Source organism: Janthinobacterium algoris (assembly GCF_051380935.1).
Classification (GTDB): Bacteria; Pseudomonadota; Gammaproteobacteria; order Burkholderiales; family Burkholderiaceae_D; genus Janthinobacterium.
In genome coordinates this window covers 399283-418468 of sequence record NZ_JBNYXZ010000002.1, presented here as the reverse complement: position 1 = coordinate 418468, position 19186 = coordinate 399283, and the positions used below count along the sequence as shown (strand labels likewise).

17 protein-coding genes are annotated in these 19186 nt (G+C 63.7%); 10 read left to right on the top strand and 7 right to left on the bottom strand.

Annotated elements, in window-relative coordinates; all coding sequences use genetic code 11:
* Window positions 1–39 precede the first annotated feature (39 nt).
* The gene (locus ACQ4W7_RS04775) at window positions 40–513 is read left to right on the top strand and encodes a T6SS effector amidase Tae4 family protein (RefSeq protein ID WP_426073696.1); all 474 of its coding nucleotides are present in this window, start codon (window positions 40–42) and stop codon (window positions 511–513) included.
* Window positions 514–516: 3 nt separating this feature from the next.
* Here the strand turns inward: ACQ4W7_RS04775 and ACQ4W7_RS04770 are convergent, their stop codons facing one another.
* Window positions 517–2505 carry a helicase-related protein gene (locus ACQ4W7_RS04770; RefSeq protein WP_436528834.1) on the bottom strand — a complete coding sequence of 663 codons (1989 nt, stop codon included), beginning with the start codon at window positions 2503–2505 and terminating at the stop codon, window positions 517–519.
* Window positions 2506–3601: 1096 nt separating this feature from the next.
* The gene (locus ACQ4W7_RS04765; RefSeq protein ID WP_436528832.1) at window positions 3602–4450 is read right to left on the bottom strand and encodes a class I SAM-dependent methyltransferase; all 849 of its coding nucleotides are present in this window, start codon (window positions 4448–4450) and stop codon (window positions 3602–3604) included.
* A gap of 196 nt (window positions 4451–4646) precedes the next feature.
* On the opposite strand from ACQ4W7_RS04765, the gene ACQ4W7_RS04760 reads away from it, so the two are divergent.
* Window positions 4647–7070 carry a DNA internalization-related competence protein ComEC/Rec2 gene (locus ACQ4W7_RS04760; protein WP_436528830.1) on the top strand — a complete coding sequence of 808 codons (2424 nt, stop codon included), beginning with the start codon at window positions 4647–4649 and terminating at the stop codon, window positions 7068–7070.
* A gap of 184 nt (window positions 7071–7254) precedes the next feature.
* On the opposite strand, the gene ACQ4W7_RS04755 is transcribed toward ACQ4W7_RS04760, so the two are convergent.
* Window positions 7255–8190, bottom strand: coding sequence for a LysR family transcriptional regulator (locus ACQ4W7_RS04755; RefSeq protein WP_436528828.1), 936 nt, complete (start codon window positions 8188–8190; stop codon window positions 7255–7257).
* Between the two features lie 157 nt (window positions 8191–8347).
* Between ACQ4W7_RS04755 and ACQ4W7_RS04750 the strand changes: the two genes are divergently transcribed.
* The 4 genes from ACQ4W7_RS04750 to dcd all read left to right on the top strand — a co-directional run bounded on the left by ACQ4W7_RS04750 (window position 8348) and on the right by dcd (window position 11402).
* Window positions 8348–9109 (top strand): sulfite exporter TauE/SafE family protein, encoded by a 762-nt coding sequence (locus ACQ4W7_RS04750; protein WP_426073691.1) that lies wholly within the window; start codon window positions 8348–8350, stop codon window positions 9107–9109.
* A gap of 23 nt (window positions 9110–9132) precedes the next feature.
* Window positions 9133–9840, top strand: a complete 708-nt coding sequence (locus tag ACQ4W7_RS04745) for an HAD family hydrolase (RefSeq protein ID WP_426073690.1) — start codon at window positions 9133–9135, stop codon at window positions 9838–9840.
* Window positions 9841–9898: 58 nt separating this feature from the next.
* Complete coding sequence (locus ACQ4W7_RS04740) at window positions 9899–10699, top strand: alpha/beta fold hydrolase (RefSeq protein WP_436528825.1); 801 nt, start codon at window positions 9899–9901, stop codon at window positions 10697–10699.
* A gap of 133 nt (window positions 10700–10832) precedes the next feature.
* Window positions 10833–11402 (top strand): dCTP deaminase, encoded by a 570-nt coding sequence (gene dcd, locus ACQ4W7_RS04735; protein WP_426073688.1) that lies wholly within the window; start codon window positions 10833–10835, stop codon window positions 11400–11402.
* Window positions 11403–11443: 41 nt separating this feature from the next.
* Here the strand turns inward: dcd and ACQ4W7_RS04730 are convergent, their stop codons facing one another.
* Window positions 11444–12673: a PrpF domain-containing protein gene (locus ACQ4W7_RS04730; RefSeq protein WP_436528823.1), complete on the bottom strand. Its 1230-nt coding sequence runs from the start codon at window positions 12671–12673 to the stop codon at window positions 11444–11446.
* A 167-nt stretch (window positions 12674–12840) separates the two neighbouring features.
* On the opposite strand from ACQ4W7_RS04730, the gene ACQ4W7_RS04725 reads away from it, so the two are divergent.
* Window positions 12841–13182: a FlxA-like family protein gene (locus ACQ4W7_RS04725; RefSeq protein ID WP_436528821.1), complete on the top strand. Its 342-nt coding sequence runs from the start codon at window positions 12841–12843 to the stop codon at window positions 13180–13182.
* A gap of 41 nt (window positions 13183–13223) precedes the next feature.
* On the opposite strand, the gene ACQ4W7_RS04720 is transcribed toward ACQ4W7_RS04725, so the two are convergent.
* Together ACQ4W7_RS04720 and ACQ4W7_RS04715 are read right to left on the bottom strand one after the other, a co-directional pair.
* On the bottom strand, window positions 13224–14714 hold the full coding sequence (locus ACQ4W7_RS04720) for a sensor histidine kinase (RefSeq protein ID WP_436528819.1): 1491 nt from the start codon (window positions 14712–14714) through the stop codon (window positions 13224–13226).
* Between the two features lie 2 nt (window positions 14715–14716).
* Window positions 14717–15406 (bottom strand): response regulator transcription factor, encoded by a 690-nt coding sequence (locus ACQ4W7_RS04715; RefSeq protein WP_426073684.1) that lies wholly within the window; start codon window positions 15404–15406, stop codon window positions 14717–14719.
* A 192-nt stretch (window positions 15407–15598) separates the two neighbouring features.
* Here ACQ4W7_RS04715 and ACQ4W7_RS04710 point away from each other — a divergent pair, with 192 nt between their 5' ends.
* Genes ACQ4W7_RS04710 through ACQ4W7_RS04700 form a run of 3 tightly spaced genes read left to right on the top strand, consistent with a single transcriptional unit; the run spans window position 15599 to window position 17738 of the window.
* Window positions 15599–16099, top strand: coding sequence for a Spy/CpxP family protein refolding chaperone (locus ACQ4W7_RS04710; RefSeq protein WP_436528816.1), 501 nt, complete (start codon window positions 15599–15601; stop codon window positions 16097–16099).
* A 29-nt stretch (window positions 16100–16128) separates the two neighbouring features.
* Window positions 16129–16824 carry a hypothetical protein gene (locus tag ACQ4W7_RS04705; RefSeq protein WP_436528814.1) on the top strand — a complete coding sequence of 232 codons (696 nt, stop codon included), beginning with the start codon at window positions 16129–16131 and terminating at the stop codon, window positions 16822–16824.
* Between the two features lie 53 nt (window positions 16825–16877).
* Entirely contained in the window at window positions 16878–17738 is an 861-nt protein-coding gene (locus tag ACQ4W7_RS04700) for a dioxygenase family protein (protein ID WP_436528812.1), read from the top strand.
* Here the strand turns inward: ACQ4W7_RS04700 and ACQ4W7_RS04695 are convergent.
* Window positions 17735–19180 (bottom strand): DUF1501 domain-containing protein, encoded by a 1446-nt coding sequence (locus ACQ4W7_RS04695; RefSeq protein ID WP_426073680.1) that lies wholly within the window; start codon window positions 19178–19180, stop codon window positions 17735–17737. The genes ACQ4W7_RS04700 and ACQ4W7_RS04695 overlap by 4 nt on opposite strands.
* Window positions 19181–19186: the final 6 nt, after the last annotated feature.

The following is a 19186-nucleotide window of genomic DNA, read 5'->3' as shown; positions in this document are numbered from 1 at the left end:
CTGATGTTCCCTGTTGACCAGGGGCAACGGGAGGCTGGCGTGAAACCTGCATTCATCAATCTGCGTGAAAATTACTCGAGCGTCGCAGCCGTCGACCAGGCGGCCCTGTTTGGCGAAATCGGCTGGGAGGATTTGATCGGCCAGGACAGCTTTGCCAACACCTGCGCCATCCGCGTCAGCCTGGCGCTGATCAAGGCCGGCATCAGGCTGAAAGGCCGCATGGCCATCCGCAAGGGGCCATTCAAGGGCGCGCTGATCGAGCCGGGACAGGCCAAGCTGGCGCACATGCTGGCCAGCCCCTCGATGTTTGGCAGGCCCGAAAAATTAGCCAGGGATGCTGCCATGGCCGGCATCGGCCAGCGCCAGGGCCTGGTCGCCTTCTTCCGCATCCCCGGCTATCTGGGCGGCGCTGGCGGGCATATCGACATCCTGCTGCCATCCATCGGCGTGAAGGCCTGCGGCACCGAATGCTACTGGGATTGCGGCGAGGTCTGGTTCTGGGAAATCAGTTGACGCTCATTTGAACTTTTTTCCGGAGCGTCCGCGTGAGGCCGCATTGTGCGCGCGCAGGATGGAATCGACGCGTTCCGACGCGTCGCGCGACAGGTTTTGCGCCACGGCGATATCGGGGAAGAATTCCGGCAGGCGGTAGCTGAGCCACGCATACGCGGAGTAGTAGCGACAAGTGTCTTCCACCTGCTGCAGATTCTGCGTACCGCCGCCATACGCATGCTGGCGCAGAGTGCTGGTCTTGCCCTGCGACAGATTCTTTGCCCAGTGTTCCCACGCCGTCTGCAAGGACGGCACCTTGCTGGAAATCGGCACCAGCGACAAGGTGAACTTGTCGGCCACGGACAGGGGCAGGGTGTCGAGCCAGACGGCGCGCTCCTTCTGGTCTTCCGTGATGCGGGGGAAGAAGAAGCCGTCCGGCACGTCGATATTGTGGATGAAGCGGCGCAGCAGTTTTGACAGCGACAGCTCGCCCGTCACCGACGAAATGCGGTGCAAATGTTCGAGCGAGGGCGCCACGGCAAAGCCGCTGGTGTTCAGCGGATGCAGCTTTTCCTTCAGCAGCGCGCGCATGACTTCATGCGTCTCGTTGTCGTAGCCGGCCACCAGGCCTTCCTCATGCACGCCATAGCGGCCCGCGCGCCCGGCGATCTGGCGCGCCAGCGCGGCCGAAATCTCTTCCTCTTCGCGGCCATTGTATTTGACGCAGGTGGTCATGACGATGCGCGCGATTGGCATGTTCAGGCCCATCGCCAGCGCATCCGTGCCGACGACGATATCGGCCGTGCCATCGCGAAAGCGCTGCGCCTGCGCGCGCCGTACTTCGGGCGACAGGTTGCCGTAGACGGTCGCTACCGACAACCCCGTTTCCGTGATCATGTCGCGCCACATCAGCACTTCACGGCGCGAGAAAGCGATGACGGCGTCGCCGCGGCGCAGGTTGCGCACCTTGCGCACGGCGGTCGGCTCCATCGACAGGGGCGCCATGCGTTTTAATACGTGCACTTCCAGCGGGCAGTCCAGGCGCTCGGCCAGCGCTTCGATGGCGCGCCGCGCTTCCGGCGCGCCCACCAGGTACACGGTGTGGGCCGGCGCGCCGCAGACTGCCGCCGTCCACGCGGCGCCCCGGTCCGGGTCGGCCAGCATCTGGATTTCATCGATAACGGCTACCTCGACGACAGTTTTCGTGTCCAGCATTTCCACAGTGCTGGCGACGTGCGTGGCGTCGTCGACGAGGCGGCGTTCCTCGCCCGTGATCAGGCTCACGGCCAGCGCCTTGCCATGCGGCGCGGCTTCCTGCAGGCGTTCGTAGTTTTCCAGGGCCAGCAGGCGCAGGGGCGCCAGATAAATGCCGCTCTTCGCTTTCACCAGCGCTTCCATCGCGCGGTGTGTCTTGCCGGAGTTCGTCGGTCCCAGCAGGGCGATGAAGCGGCGCGGCAGGCGCCGGGCCATCTCGAACGAGGCGGGATACTCGGCCAGGTTGATGCTCTGGCGCGTGCGCGCCGCATGCTGCTCTTCCTGCTGGCGCTCGATGGCGTGGTTGAAGCGCTGGCGGATGCGGTCGAACACCATGCCGGCCGGCTCCGACGTCTGCATGTCGGCCAGGGTGTGCAGGAAGACCATCGGGTCCGTCTCCACGTCTTCGCTCAGGCCCGCGATATCGGCGACGAAATCCATCACATGCTGGCGCAATTCCTCGAAGACGGCCGCGCTGGCCCGTTCGCGCACCATGGCCAGTTTGGCCTCGCGGTCCATCTTGCGCCACTTGGCCGGCCGCGCCAGCACGCCCTGCGCTGGCACCAGTGCATACGGCACGTGCAAGCCACCCGCCTTGACCGTGCCGGAAAAGCGCACAAAGACGCGGCCTTCCATCTTGACCAGGCGGATATGTTCGGCCAGTTCCCCCAGTTCCGCGACCAGGGTGGCGTCGTTATTGTCTTCGGTGCTGTCGGAAATGTCGGTGGAAGTATCGGGAGGAAGTGCGGAGGAAGTCATGTCGTGCCTGGGTGTCGAGGTAAGCGAGGCCGATTATACCGTGCGCAGGGCAAAGATTTTTCCGCGCGCGTGGTGCGGTTGTTGCAAAGAACGAGAGCCACAAAGGCGCGACCAGCCAATGAGGAGCGCTGATCTTTCAAGTGGCTTGTCGTTTTTGCCTATTGCGCTTTTATTCTGCCAGAGAATCAATGAATGTATTTTTATTAAGTATATTTGATCTGCTTATGATCTGCTTAATTTAATTGTGCATTTTTTATTGCCGTTATGGTGATAATAACAAAGAGTATGTTTCTATTCATTTCCATGGTAATGATATTTGCATGGTGTGCGGATTTTTTTTCCGGGGGCAAGGTTGGACTTATTCTCTTGCGCGCGTCGAACAAGGAGTAATTGCCGCTTCGTTTCAATGGTGACGGCGCCCGACACCGTGGATTTGAAATGAAGCAAAGCGGTACAGCTACGGTCTCGCGCCTATTCTTTTCATTGCGTGAGGAATTATCCGATGGCGCGAAATGAATTGAATTATCTTGACAATTAATAATGATGAGCTGATCATGGCCTCAGATTTGGCGAAGAAATTTTTGCATGTTTTTAAAATAACTGAAATTGACGGCGATGCGCGAAATTATTCTGGCTGCCGGCCTGGCTATTAGCTGGGGCGCGCCGCGTTAATATAGACAGCTTGACTTAACGGTGCTCCAGGATGCGCTGGCAGCCGCAGGACTTTCCACTTCGCGCTGACGCACAGACAGCTTGCGATGACACCCGACATACCTGTGTATGTGACCCTGCGTCAGAGGATGGCGCGCGCAGGGATTCATCAGCCATTCGACTTTGGGAGAACACTATGAATAAAAAGCTCGCTGCATTTCTTTTTGCGACAGGTCTCGGCTTAGCTGTGACTGCGACGCCAGCCCTCGCCAGCTGCTATCACTACTGCGCTGTCGAATGGCGGGCTTGCATCGCTGGCGGTACTTCTCAAGCCGAGTGCGGCGCCGAGCAGTCCGCCTGCCAGCAAGCCTGCAATTGACAGGTGGGGGGCTGCGCGCCAGCCCTGTTGCCGGTGATGCCAGCAGGTCATGGCGTCGATGGTAGTTCAGACGGCGCGCGCGCGTACCAGGCGTAGCCCCCAGCCGGTGACGATCACTCCGTCACCGGTTAGCAGATGCGCCACGGCATCCAAGAACGCGCTACGCAGGCGCTGCCTGGCGTCGTCGTCCAGGCGGTCGATGTCATACGTGTCTGTCAGGGCGGCCCACAGTTCGTTGGGCGTGGGCGTCCATGGGACGTCGATATCGTCAAACGCGACGTGCGCGAACGCGCCATCGAGCAGCTCGCGCCAGCCGGCTTCCGACCCGGCGCGCCGGTCGCCGAAGCGTAGCGGCGGCAGCGCTACGCTGGCAATGGCGTTGAAGACGCGCATGAAAACGTCGTTGACTTCGCCCAGCAAAAAAGTCCGGCCGACGATGGCCGCGACCTGGCCACCGGGCCGCAGCACGCGGCGCATTTCCCTGACGACTTGCTCGATGTCGTCCATCAGCATCAGCGCCATGTGCGAAACGAGATAATCCACGCTAGCCGATGGCAGGTCCAGCGCCTGGCCGCGGCAACACTGCAGCCGCACGGATGGGGGGAGGGTGGCGCGCGCCACAGCGAGTTCGGCTTCGCTCATGTCGATACCGGTCAAATGCAGTGTTGCCGGTGCCCTGGCCGCGAGCAGGCCCAGCAGATAGCCATCGCCGCAGGCCAGGTCGAGCACCGTCAGGGGCATATTGCTGAGCGGCACGAGGTCGGTCAGCACCAGGTCGGTCAGCACAGCATAGGACGAGGCGTAGCGGGTGGACGCAGAGCGGGCGGGCAGGTGTGCAAACGCTGCGGAGGTCACGCCGACCTGGCGCTGATGAAAGTCCCGCAAATAGGTTTCGACCGCTGTCAGTGGGGTCATGCAAGGTCCGCAAAGTCGTGGCGCTTTGGCGCCGGATAACCATCTTAGCATGGGGGAAGTTTCGCCAGCGACCGTGGCGCATTGCGTGCAAGAGCGGTTTTATCTACCCTATCTTTGCGCCAGATCAGATGGCAGGGCGTGGAAAGCGGCACAGTACCTGAGCCCCTTTCGCGTCGAGCGACGATCCGGCCTACTCATGAGCATCCTGATACTCGGTTTTGCCGCCGGCGCCGCCTGGCTGCAGACGCAGGCCAGCCTGCCGCCGCATGCAGGCACGCTGCTATGGGTGATCGCTGGCGCAGGGGGACTGCTTACATTGCTGCTGCGCCATCACGCGCGCTGGCGCTCTGCTGTCGCGCTTGTCGCCGGTGTGGGACTGGGCTTTTATTGGGCTGCATGGCTGGCCCACGCGGCCCTGGCGCCGCAACTGGCGCTGGCCGATGAAGGCCAGGACATCACCGTCACCGGTACGGTGGCCAGCCTGCCGTACCGTTTCGAGCAGGGTGTGCGCTTCAATTTTGCCGTGGAAAAGGCTGTTGGGGCGAAGGTGCCGCCCTTGATCGCCCTGTCCTGGTACGCGGGTTTTCGCGATGAGGTGACGAACGCGGTGGGTGACGTGCAGCCGGGCGAGCGCTGGCGCCTGACGGTACGGCTGCAGCGCCCGCATGGCAACGCGAATCCCATGGGTTTCGACTACGAGGCGTGGCTGCTGGAGCGGGGCGTGCGCGCCACCGGCTATGTGCGGCCGCAACCGCGCGCGGATACGCCGAACGTGCGCCTGGCCGCCTTCGTGCCCGGCTTCGGCAATGTGGTGGAGGCCAGCCGCGCGGCGTTGCGTGCGCGCATACTGCGTAGCCTGGACGGCAAACAGTATGCGGGCGTGATCGTGGCGCTGGTGGTGGGCGACCAGCGCGCCATTCCACAGTCGGACTGGCAAGTGTTCAACCGTACGGGCGTCAGTCACCTGATCTCGATATCGGGTCTGCACATCACCATGATTGCGGGCCTGTTCGCCCTGGGCGCGGGCGCCCTGTGGCGGCGCTCGTTTTTTACCGACCGGCAACTGCCTTTGCTGTTGCCGGCGCAAAAGGTGGCGGCACTGGCGGGCGCGCTGGCGGCATTTGTCTATGTGCTGCTGGCTGGCTTCGGCGTGCCCGCGCAGCGCACCTTGTATATGTTGCTGGTGGTGGCGCTGGCCTTGTGGCTGGGACGCATCACCAGCATAGGGCACGTGCTGTGCCTGGCGCTGGGCGTGGTCGTACTGTTCGATCCGTGGGCCGTGCTGTGGCCCGGTTTCTGGCTGTCGTTCGGCGCCGTCGCCACCATGCTGTACGCCACGGCGGGCCGCACCACGGCGTCCTTGCCGGAGAGCGCCAGCCGCTGGCGCCGCCTGCGCGCCGCCGTGGCGCTGGGCGCGCACACGCAGTATGTGGTGACGGTGGGACTGGTGCCCTTGACGATGCTGCTGTTCTCGCAAGTGTCGCTGGTCAGCCCCGTGGCCAATGCGCTGGCCATACCCATCATTAGCCTGGTCGTCACGCCTTTGTCGCTGGCGGGCAGCCTGATGCCAGCGCCCCTGTGTGACTGGTTGCTGCTGCTGGCGCACGCCATCGTGCAGATGCTGGCGCAAGTGCTGGACTGGCTGGGCGCGCGCCGTTTTGCCGTGTGGACGGCGCCCGCGCCGCCGTGGTGGAGTTTTTGCTGGGCATTATTTGGCACGGCATGGCTGCTGGCGCCACGGGGATGGCCGCATCGCTGGGCAGGCATGCTGGGCTGGTTGCCCCTGCTGACGGCCTTGCCGTCCAGTCCGCCGCCGGGCCGCATGTGGATCACGGCCTTTGACGTGGGACAAGGCATGGCCGTGCTGGTGGAAACGCATGGGCACCGGCTGCTGTACGACACGGGACCCGCCTACAGCCTCGATGCCGATGGCGCCAGCCGCGTCATCGTGCCCTACTTGCGCGCACGCGGCATAGGCACGCTTGATGGCGTGATTATTTCTCACAGCGACCTCGATCACGCGGGCGGCGCCGTGTCCTTGCTGGAAAACATAGACGTAGGCTGGCTGGCCTCGTCGCTGTTCGATGGCCACCCGGCCGTCGAGCTCCGACGGCAAGCCCGGCGGCCGTATTTACACTGCATGGCGGGCCAGAGCTGGACCTGGGAAGGCGTACATTTCGCCATGCTGCACCCGCTGCCAGCCAGCCACGACGATATATCGTTGAAACCGAACGCCCGCAGTTGCAGCGTGAAAATCACGGCAGGCCAGCATGCAATTTTGCTGGCCGGCGATATCGAAGCGGCGCAGGAAGCGCAGTTGCTGGCGCGCTCGGCGGATGGCGAACTGGCGGCCGACGTGCTGCTGGCGCCGCACCACGGCAGCGGTACCTCGTCCACGCCGGCGTTTTTGAACGCCGTTCATCCGACCCTGGCGATTTTCCAGGTCGGGCACCGCAACCGCTATAAACATCCGAAGGCGCAGGTGTATGCGCGCTATGGCGACATGGGGATCACGCGGCTACGCACGGATGTGGCGGGTGCCGTGGTGCTGGAGTTCGGGGCGGGTATTGAGGTAACGCAGTATCGCGCCAGCCGGCCGCGCTACTGGCATGGGCGCTAAGTAACCCCCAATAAATTATTGTGATTTCTGACTTCCATCACTGGTGCTCTGCGGCGTTGCCCACTGCTCGCAATGCGCGCACTGCGTCGCAGCGGGCGCCTTGCATAGCAGCCGGTTCTATGCGCCATAAGTTCATCATAATGTCCCGAGGATTACTTAGTTCAGGCCGACTATGCCTGCTTATTCATGCGGGGGAGTGCGCGACGCCGACCCGCTCATCGGGTATCTCCAGCCCCCGCTGCCGCACATATTCCAGAAACAGCCGCGCGCCCTTGGCCATGCGCGAGCTGCCGTAGACGGCGTGGATGCTGGGGTCCAGCTCCTTGGACGACGTCAAGCGGTACGCCGTGCAGACCCGGCGCAGTGTTCCGGCGGCTACGGCCGGTTCCGCCAGCCAGCTGGCCAGGCGCACGATGCCGGCGCCTTCCAGGGCGGCCTGGAACGTGGCGATGCCGGAAGTGAAGCGGAAACGCGGTTGCACCTGGTAGCGCACGTTGCGGTCGCTGGAGACGAAATGCCAGTCGCGCAGGATGCGCGGGGCCGAGTGCATGATGATGTCGTGGCCGGCCAGCTCTTCGGGTTCGTCCGGTGCGCCCATGCGTTGTATATAGTCGGGTGAAGCGTACATGTAGCGGCGGTAGTTCCACAGGGGATAGCCGATCAGCTCGCTCGACTGGGGAAAGGCGCCGCGGATGGCAAAGTCCAGCTTTTCCTGGATGGGGTCGATCGATTTGTCCGAGAAATGAATGTCGACCGAGACGTTCGGATAATCGCGCGAAAATTGCGCCAGCACTTTCGGCAAGAAGCCCAGCGACAGGATTTCCGGCGCCGAGAGGCGCACCCAGCCTTGCGGCGAGTTGCTCAGCTCAGCCAATTGATCTTCCGCCTCGGCCTGCGTTTCCAGCAAGTGCTTGGCCGACGCATAGTATGTTTCCCCGGCCGTCGTCAGGGTGAATTGCTTTTGCGTGCGCAGGATCAGCTCGGCGCCGATGGCGTCTTCGAGGAACTGGATGGCGCGCGTGACGGCGGACGGCGAGCGTCCCAGCATGCGCGCCGCGTGGATGAAGCTGCGCTTTTCCACCACGCTGCAGAAGGCGCGGATCTCCCACATCAGTTTCATCGACATCGCGTGGCTCCCGGCAAAAGAAGCCAGTAGACCGCACGAAGCGCATTCCGTCAAGCGTCACGCCTGATTGCGTTTTCCGCAATATGAAGTTGCATCCGGAAAAATCCACGGCGCCTATACTGCCGCTGTCGCCCATTCCTTACTGCCTATCATGCTGACCATCTCGCTGCTGTGTTTATTTGCCTTCTTTGCCGGCCTGATCGATGCCGCCGTGGGCGGGGGCGGGCTGATCCAGCTGCCGGCCCTGTTCAACCTGATGCCGAACATGGCTTCCACGTCCTTGCTGGGCACGAATAAACTGGCGTCCGCCTGCGGCACCACGTTTGCCGCCCGCTCGTTTGTCGGCAAGGTGCACATCCCCTGGTTGCTGGTGCTGCCCGCCGTGGCCAGCGCTTTTTTCATGTCCTTCATCGGCGCGGCGGCCGTGTCGTATGTGCCGCAGCAGGTGGTGCGCCCGATGGTACTGGTATTGATCATCATCATGGCCATCTACACCTTCATCAAGAAGGATTTCGGCACGACGCGCGAAGCGCGCCCCATCGGTCCGCGCGAACGCATCCTCGCCATCGTCATCGGCGGCGCCATCGGCTTTTATGACGGCCTGTTCGGGCCAGGCACGGGCAGTTTTTTGATCTTCCTCTTCATCCGCGTCTTCGGCTTCGATTTCATCCTTGCTTCGGCTTGCTCGAAACTGGTGAATATTGCCACCAACGTGGCCGCGCTGGCGTTTTTCATTCCCGCCGGTCACGTGGTGTACGCGGTGGCCGCACCGATGGCTGTGTGCAACATCCTGGGCGCCCTGACCGGCACCTGGATCGCCGTGCGCCGCGGCGCCGCCTTCGTGCGCATCCTGTTCCTGGTGCTGCTGGTGTTGCTGATCGTGAAATTGTCTTACGACATATTTTTCAAGTAATTTCTGTACGTAAAAACCTCACCATGAAAACCATCCAGGGCGTGCTGTGGGACAACGATGGCGTGCTGGTCAATACCGAGCAGCTGTTTTACGAAAGCAACCGCGACTTGCTCTTGCCCTACGGCATAGACTTGACGCTGAAGCAATTCTTTGACTGGTTCCTGGACAATAACTACGGCGCCTGGCATGTGCTGCTGGGGCAGGGCCACGCCATCGAACTGGTCGAGCGCCTGCGCGCCGAGCGCACCGTGCTGTTTGCGCAACGGCTGCGCCAGGCGCGTCGGCTGGCCATGCCCGGCATCGAACCGGTGCTGGCGGCGCTGCGCCCGCATGTGGCCATGGGCGTGGTGACGAGCGCGTATGCACAGCACTTCCAGATCAGCCATGCGGCCACGGGCATGTTGCAACATTTCGACTTCGTGCTGACGCGTGAAATGTATGGGGAAAGCAAGCCGGCGCCCGACGGCTACCAGCTGGGTTTGCAGCGCCTTGGCCTGGCCGCCGCCCAGTGCGTGGCCGTGGAAGATTCGCCGCGCGGCTTGCGCGCCGCCAACGCGGCTGGGCTGGAATGCATCATTGTGCGCAATCACATGAACCGCGAGCATGCGTTCGACGATGCCTTTTGCGTGGTGGAATCAAGCGCGGAGCTGGGCGCGGTGCTGGCCTCCTTCGTGCCGGGCATGGCTTCAGCGCACCCGCTGGTACCTCGGAAATTAGAGGCCTTCCTCTGATACGTCGTGCCGGCATGCCATTACAATTGCCTATCGCATTCACCGGCACCATCCCACGATGACCCTCCCGCAGCTGCACTTTGCCCACGCCAACAGTTATCCTGCCGGCACCTACCGCAAGCTGTTCGGCTTGCTGAGCCAGCACTACGCTGTGCAGGCGCTCGACATGCACGCGCACGATCCTGCTTACCCCGTCAGCACGGGCTGGCCCGAGCTGGTGCGCGAGTATATCGATGCGCTGGAGCGCCGCTACAGCGGGCCCGTGATCCTCGTCGGTCATTCGCTCGGCGGCATGCTCAGCGTGATGGTGGCCAAGCAGCGGCCCGACCTGGTGCGCTGCGTGGTCTTGCTCGATTCGCCCGTTGTGGCCGGCTGGCGCGCCTTGCTGGTGCGCTTGGCGCGCAATACGGCGCTGGGCGAACGGTTTTCTCCGTCGCGTTTTTCCGCCCGACGGCGCAAGCTATGGCCCGACGCGCAAGCCGCGTACGCACACTTTGCCGCCAAAGACATGTTCGCCATCTGGGCGCCGCAAGTCTTGCACGACTACATAGACAGCGGCCTGGTCCCTCATCCGGAAGGGGTGCAGCTGCGCTTTACGCGCGAAGTGGAAACGGATGTCTACCGCAGCTTGCCGCACCATATCGGCGGCCTCGTCAAGGCTGGCTTTCCCGTGCCCATCGGTTTTATCGGCGGCACGGAATCGGTGGAATGCCGCCAGGCGGGCTTGAAGGCCACGCGCAAGCTGGTCGGCAAGTTTTTCCGCCAGGTACCGGGCGGCCATCTGTTTCCTATGGAAAACCCTGAACTGACGGCGCAAGTGGTGCGCGAGATGATCACTTCCTTGCAGGCGAAACAGTAGCCTGAGACCAACGATTTTCATCTTGCAAGGGCCAAAAGTGGCGGGTTTTCGCGTAAAATCCTGCCATTCGGGCCGTGCCTGCAGCAGGCATGCGGCCCCCGCCATTCTGATATTCTAGAAAGAACCCCCTGCGATGACGATTAAAAGCGATAAATGGATACGCCGCATGGCGGAAGCAACGGGCATGATCGAGCCGTTCGAACCGGGCCAGGTCAAGGAACGCGACGGCAACCGCATCGTATCCTACGGTACGTCCAGCTATGGCTATGACATCCGCTGCGCCGACGAGTTCAAGTTGTTTACCAACATCAACACTACCATCGTCGACCCGAAGGATTTTGACGCAAACAACTTCGTCGATGTGTCGGGCAAGGGCTATTGCATCATCCCGCCGAACTCGTTCGCGCTGGCCCGCACGGTCGAGTATTTCCGCATTCCCCGCAACGTATTGACGATTTGCCTGGGCAAGAGCACCTATGCGCGCTGCGGCATCATCGTCAACGTCACCCCGTTCGAACCGGAATGGGAAGGTTTTGTGACCCTGGAGTTTTCGAATACGACACCATTGCCGGCGAAAATCTACGCCAATGAAGGCGTGGCGCAAGTGCTGTTCTTCGAGTCCGATGAAGTGTGTGAAACCTCGTACAAGGACCGTGGTGGAAAATACCAGGGCCAAGTTGGCGTGACCTTGCCCAAGACCTGATTGCCATGCATGGCGGGGCGCCAGCCCAGCCTGGTCTTGCTTTAAAACTGCTTCAGTAGCCACGCTTTCAATGCGGCTGACGGCTGGTACAGGGGAACATGGCCGCGCAGCAAGATTTGCGTGCTGCGCCGGTAGGCCGCGCTGTCGATGACGATGTTTCCCGTCGCCCCAGCCTGGCGCGCCACGATGGTGGTGGCCAGGATGCCGGCCGGGTTTGCTATGCCCAGTTCAATCTCTGCATCCGCTTGCCCGACTGGCGGCACGCCGCGTACCAGCGCATGCGCCACCGTGCCCGGTATCAGACAAGCCGCCGCCAGGCAGCAGCCGCCCGAGACGGCCAGCGAGGCGTGGCCCGCTTGCGGCGTAAAGTAGCGTACCGCAATATTTCCCTCTCCCGTTGCCGCTGCCACAATGCAGAACTTGGGGATAGTTTCGCTGCGTTCCAGTTCTTCCAATGTCATCAACCCGCCATCGCGCCGCCGCAAGCCCATCAGCAGTCCCGCCGCGCTCCATGCCTGGCGGATGGCTTGCATGAACGCCGTGTCCGCCTCCAGTTTCCGTATTGCTTCCTGTGCCGTCTTGCCGAACTGGCTCGCTAGCGCGATGACCATGGGCACGGCCACGTCCACGCACGAGACGTCGTAGCCGTGCACCTTGTCTTGCGCCTTGCCTGTCGGTAATAATTTACCCGTCTTGGCGCCCGCGGGTTGCTGCAGGAACAGGTCGACGCGGGGGAAGCTGCCGGGCACGCCGGGAATGCCGGTGGCCGTAAAGCTGCCATCGAGTTCGCGCGCCATGCGCGAGGTGGTGATGACGCCCGTGTTGGTGTTGCGGATATCGATATCGTGCGCGCCGATGGCCAGCGCCTCGATCACGCCGCTGTCCAGGCCCCACAGTTGCAGGGCGGACGACATATTGCCGCAGTTCACGCTCCAGTCGATATCCGCGTGCTCGCCGGCCAGCTGCGCCAGGGTGCTGACCAGGCGCGGCTGGCCGGCATGCTGTTCCACCTCGACCAGGAAGACTTTGTTGCTGGTGGGCGCACCGCGTCCCAGGCCCGTGATTTGCCGGTTGCCCGGCAGCCGGCCGGATTGTGGCACGCCCATCAGGTGGCGCAGCAATTCCTCGCGCAACGTTTGCTCGGCCGGTACGCAGGACGCATGCAAGACCAGGCCTGTCGATGTGCCGCCACGCATGTGGTGGACGGGAAACTCGATCACGCCGCAGCGCTGGCGGGGCACGTGGTCGGGCAGGGCGGGCAGCAGGGGCATGGCGATCCGATCAGGGTTTGGCTGGGGAAGCGTCAGTGTGCCAGTTTGTTGTGCCGAGGAGCAAGCATGCGTGCCGGCCGCGCTCTTTACCTGCCTTTACACCCGCGGCACTACATCCGCGCCCATGCCTGCCGTTAACCTTGGTATCGACACATTCGGGAGGCATCATGGTAGCGGCAATCGGTTCAGGCAGCGCAGTCGGCGCGGCCGGTAGCGCCAGTTCGGGCAGCAGTTCGCAGATCGCGGCGCTGCAAAAGCAGATCACGGCGGCGCAAAAGCAATTGACGGAATCGCAGAAGGGCACGCAGACGGACGCGTCGCAAAAGCTGCAACAGCAGCTGGCGCAGCAAATCCAGGCCTTGCAGGCGCAAATTGCTCAGTTGCAAGCGGCGGCCGCGCAACAGGCGGCGCAACAAGATACGCAGACGGCCAGCAGCGCCGATACGGCGACGAGTCCTGCTAAATCGACTTCGTCCACTCTGGGCAGCATCATCGATACGCAGGCTTAGCAAAGTTCCCGGCAATACCCGACGCCAGGCTCGCCGACAGGTCAGCCTGGCGTTTTGACGGGCAGCAGCATTTCCACGCACAGCCCGCCACCGCTGCGCAAGCTGGCCCCGATGCGCCCGCCGTGGGCGCTGATCACATGCTGGGCGATGGCCAGGCCCAGGCCATGCCCATCCGTGCTGTGCTGGGTATGGATGGCGCGGAAGAAAGGCTGGAAAATGTTGGCCAGGTCGGCGCTGGCCACGCCTGGCCCCCGGTCCAGCACGGCGATGCACAGCAGATCCTGCTTGCCGTCATGCAGGCGCGATAAATTCACTTCCACCGTGCCGCCATCCGGGCTGTGCTTGACGGCATTGCGCACCACGTTTTCCACGGCGCGCGCCAGCAGTTCTGGCCGGCCCGAGACAGCCGCGTCGGCGATGGCCGCGTCGCCCGCCAGGGCTATGCTCACCTGGCGCGCCTTCGCTTCGTAGCGGGCGTCTTCCATAATGTCGTGCAACAGGTCGGCGATGTCGACGTCTTCGCTGAGGGGCGAGCCGGCGCCCGCTTCCAGCCGCGACAGGGTCAGCAGTTCGCCGATCAGCTTATCCATGCGTTCGCTTTCGCGTTCGATGCGCTGCATCGAGGCGTCCATCTTTTCCGGCTGCTGGTGCGCCAGGCCGATGGCAGCCTGCAAGCGCGCCAATGGCGAGCGCAGCTCATGCGAGACATCATGCAGCAAGCGCGTCTGGCTTTCCATGAGGCTGCGCAAACGGCCGGTCATGCGGTCGAAATCGCGGCCCAGGTCCGTCAATTCATCGCCGCGCTTGCCGCTGGCATGAAAACGGGGCGCCAGATTACCGTGCGAAGCGGCTTCGAACGCTTGGCGCAAGTCGCGGATGGGGCGCGCAAAATACCAGGCCAGCAAGAAGGAGAACAGCAGGCTGGCGGCGATGGCGGCGGCCAGCGGGATGAAGGTGCGGTAGGGACTGTCCATGCGCGGGCCGGGCGGCATGCCGCGGCCGAATTCGCCGCGTGGCGGCGGGGCGCCCGCTTCGTTGGGTCGTGGACCGGGTCCCATGGCGCGCGGGCCGCTCATGGCGACGGCATTGAGCGTGTCGCGCGCGGCGCCCGCTTCGGCATTGCGGAAGCGTGCAGACGACGGCAGGAACAGCAGGTAGCGCTTGCCATCGCCGCCCGCCGCTTCGCGCACCACGGGATGGGCCTGGCCCTGTTCCAGCATGGCGCGCGCCTTGGCCAGCATGGTGGGATGCACCGTGCGGCCCATCAGTTCTTGCCCTTGGATATCGACGGCAAATACGCGCATGCGTTCGAGCTTGCCCAGGAATTGCCGCAAGGCCTGGCTGCCACCCGCTTCCAGGGTGGCGCTGGCAGCCTCGATGATCATTTGCGCCGGCGGACTGGTGTCGATGTCGAGGGCCCGCTCTTGCTGCGCGGCCCGGTTTTTCAGCCAGAAGGTGCCGCCGATGCCGATGGTAGCCGTTACTTGCGCCAGCATGATGCACAGAAAAAACTTCCAGAACAGACGGCCCACGCTTACTCCTTGATCAGCTGGTAGCCGAGACGGTACACGGTTTGCAGGCAGGAACGGCCGTCGGCCAGGCTGCCCAGCTTGCGGCGCAGGCTGCTCAAGTGCACGTCGATATTGCGGTCGAAGCGTGCCATGGGCCGGCCCAGGCCCAGCTCAGACAATTGATTCTTGCTCACAGGCTTGCCCGCATGGCGCACCAGCACTTCCAGCAGGTTGAATTCCGTGCTCGTCAGCTCCAGGTGCGCACCGGCCCAGGACGCGCGGCGCTGTTCCGGCCACATCGTCAACTGGCCCACGGCCAGCGGCGCCAGGCCCGAACTGTCGTGCGGCGCCGCTTGCGAACGGCGCAGGATGGCGCGGATGCGCGCCGTCAGCTCGCGCGGCGTGCAAGGTTTTGTCACGTAATCGTCGGCGCCCAGTTCCAGGCCCACGATGCGGTCCGTATCGTCGCCGCGCGCCGTCAGCATCAAGATGGGCAAGTTGCTGCCGGCGCGGATGCGGCGCAGGGTTTCCAGGCCATTCATGCGCGGCATCATGACGTCGAGGATGGCGATGGCGTACAGGCCCGTCAGCGCCTCGGCCGCGCCGCTTTCGCCGTCATGCACGGCGCGGGCGTCAAAACCTTCCTGCGTCAGGTATTCCTGGAACATGCCGACCAGTTCCACGTCGTCATCGATTAACAAAACCTTGCTCATGCCTGTGCTTTTTCGGGTGAATATCGCCCGATGATAGCAGTCAAAGGGGGCTGTTCAAGGCGGTTTTACGCGCTTTTACATACGTCTGCTTACATTCCCGCACCTTCCTTTACACGCTTTTACGCGGCCCTAACGTTGCTTTACATGCCAGACGCCGACAATCAGGACTGATCGCCAGGAAAGGAAAGCTCGATGAAATACCTGAGTATCGCCGTATCCCTGTTGCTGCTGTCCGCCTGCAGCATGCCGCTGCTCGCACTGGCCCAGCAGAGCCAGCAGACCCCGGCACCGGACGGCCCGCCGCCACGCGCCATGCCAGAGCCGCCGCCCGGCTTTGCTCACGCTCCAAGCGCTCCAGGCGCGCAAGGCTTGCCGCCGTTTCTGCGCGGCATCGAGTTGAGCGAAGCGCAGCAGGACAAGGTTTTTGCTGCCACCTACGCCCAGGCACCCTTGCTGCGGCAACAGGAAAAGATCGCCTTCAAGGCCCATGCACAGCTGCGCGAACTGGCCGCGTCCAGCGCCTACGACGATACGAAAGCCAGCGCGTTAGCGAACACGGCGGCGCAAGCGATGGCGACAATCAGCTTGCAGCAGGCGCGGCTGGAGCAGCAATTGCTGGCCGTGCTGACGCCGGAGCAGCGCGAGCAGACGCAGCAGCACGACAGCCGCCCCGGTCCGCGCCACCCCCAATAACCGTATCATCGAAGCATAGGAGATTGAGCATGAGCATCATTGCCTTGAGTTCAAACAGCACCGCCAGCCAGCTGAGCGCGCTCAGCCGCCTGAGCGGCAGTAGCAGTACCGGCAGCACCAGCAGTACCAGCAGTACCAGCAGCAGCGGCGGCACCGGCAGCGTGGGCGGCGCGCGGCCGCAAAAGCCTGACGATGGCGCCTTTCTCGACGCCATTTCCAGCGCCTTGTCATCGATTGGCGTGTCAGTGGACGCCAGTGATGGCGGCAGTGATACCGCCACGTCTGAAAGTGGCGCCAGCGGCGACGTGGGCCAGGCATTGGGCGCCTTCCTGCACCAGCTGATGGGCAGCCTGCATGCGCAGAGCGGCGGCAGTGTTGGCGGGCAAGAGGAGGGCGGCGAACCGCCTTCCGAACCGCCGCCCGGCGGTGGCGCGCGCGCTGGCGGACCCGGCAACATTGAGTCGGACTTGCAAAACCTGCTGCAAAAACTCGCCGCGTCCAGTAGCGACAGTGGCGACAGCAGCAGCGACAGCACGGACAGCAGCGTGACGGACTTGCAGTCCAGCTTTGCCAGCCTGCTCAGCGCACTGGGCGGCGATGAGGGCAGCACCGGCAGTAGTAGCAAACTGGGCAGCTTCCTGCAGGCGCTGTCGGGTAGCCTGGGCGCGGCGAATGCGGGCGGTAGCCTGTCTGCCAGCGGCAATCTGGTCAATACAACGGCCTGAACCATGGAACGCAAGCTCGCCCTGGCGGGCTTGCCCCACTTATTGGAGTATGTATGGAATTACACGATCACGGTCTGGCATCCGACCTCGAAATGATGCGGCAGGCGGCTGACCGGCGGAAAGTCCTGCGCTGGCTGCTGGCCGGCGCCGCCACCTTGCCCCTGGTCAGCTGCGGCGGTGGTTCGGACGCCAGCAGTACCGCCGCGAGCAGCGGCGCCAGCACGGGCACCTCCGGTATGGGTACGGCCGCGACGCCCACCACGGGCGCCTGCACGGTGATTCCCGAGGAAACGGGCGGGCCGTATCCGGCCGACGGCACGAACACGAATGGCGGCAGCATCATTAATGTGCTGAACCAGTCGGGCGTGGTGCGCAGCGATATCCGCGCCAGCTTTAATGGCGCCACGGGCGCGGCGGCGGGCGTGCCGCTCACCATCAGGCTGCAGTTGCTCAATGCCAGCGGCAATTGCGCCAGCCTGGCCGGCTATGCCGTCTACCTGTGGCATTGCGACCGCGAAGGCTTGTATTCGCTGTATTCGAGCGGCGTGACGGCGCAAAATTATTTGCGCGGCGTGCAGGAAACGGACAGCACCGGCAACCTCGCCTTCACCACCATTTTCCCCGGCTGCTACGCGGGGCGCATGCCGCACGTGCATTTCGAGGTCTATCCCAGTCTGGCCAAGGCGGCCAGCGCTGCGAACCGCATCAAGACCTCGCAATTCACCTTCCCGATGGCAACGCTAAACGAGGTGTATGCGGCCAGCGGCTACACGGCCAGCGTGCGCAACCTGGCACAGATCAGCTATGCCACCGACAACGTCTTCAGCGACGGCACCAGCCTGCAGATGGCCGCGGTGACGGGCAATGCCACGGATGGCTATGTCGTCACCTTGACGGTGGCCGTCAACGGCTAGCTTGCCGTCATGAAACCCAGGTCGCGCCGGCTGAAGTTGCCGATATTCGGAAACACCTCGGCCAGCTGGCTGTCGGCCACGCCAAACCACGTGGCCAGGGTGGCGCCGTACTGGTCGACGGACGTGGTCGGCAGCAGGGCGCCGGAACCCACGTCCAGCGCATGGCCCAGGCCCGTGACGGGAACGGTGCCGTAGATGTCGCGGCCTTTCACTGCGCCGCCCACGACAAAGTGGTGCGCACCCCAGCCGTGATCCGTGCCGTCGCCGTTGCTGCTGAAGGTGCGGCCGAAGTCCGATGCCGTAAATGTCGTCACCTGGCGCCGCACGTCGGCGCCCTGCAGGGCAGCCAGGGTCGCGTCGAAATACGCCAGCGCGTGCGCCAGGCGCGCCATCAGGTCGCCGTGCAACACTTTTTGCCGGTCATGCGTGTCGAAGCTGCCCAGTGTCACATAAAACACTTGCCGTTTCGCCCCCAGGGCGCCGCGTCCGCCGATGATGCGCGCCACGGTCTGCAATTGCACGGCCAACTGGTTGACGCCAGACGCGCCCGTGTTCGGGTTGACATACGGCGGCGGATTCGGCACGCCGCCCGCGCCGGCCGCCAGCATGGCGCCGCTCAGCACGCTCTGGCTGGAAATGGCGCGCTGGACTGTCGCTACGTGTTCCTGCTCCATCATGTCGTCGCCCGCCGTGCTGATGATGTCGCGCAAGGCGGTCTCACCCTGGGTGGTGCCGAACAGGTAGCCGCTGCCGATATTGCGGATCGGCACGGCGCCTGCCTGTCCCACCTGGAACTGGCGCACTTGGCGCCCGCTGAGGAATAGGGCGTTCGACGCGGCCGAGATGGCCGTAAACGTCGCATTGGAGTTGCGCGTGCCCAGCAGGTCGCCCAGGCGTCCGCCCCAGCCCACGCTGGCGCCTTCCGGCAGACCCGATTGCCAGGTCGATTGCTGGTCGTTGTGCGAAAACAGTTTCGGCGGCAGCGCCACATTGCCTGCCTTGTATTGCGCCAGCGTCACTGGCTGGATCAGGGTGCCCACGTTGGCAAGGATGGCGGCACGGCCGCCGTCGAACAGGTCTTTCACGGGGCCGAGGGCGGGATGCAGGGCAAAGCTGCGGCCCGCTTGCGCCGTGGCAGGCACGATCGGCAGCACGCCGCCCGTTTCGCCGACGCCGGGCAGGTGGATCGAGTCGTTGCCGCCCGTGTTGCGCAGCCGCAAGTATTCACTCCAGGAGGGCGTGTCGGTGGCCAGTACCGTGTTGAAGGTATCGTTGCCGCCGGCCATGAACAGGCACACGAGGGCCTTGTAGTCGTCGGCGGACTGGGCCGCAGCTTGGCCCATGGCGGCCAGGTTCAGGGCGAATGGCGCGGCCGTGCTGCCGGCCAGGCCCAGCATGGAACCGAGGAAGCGGCGGCGCGAGAAGTGGGAGGTGATAGTCATGCAGCT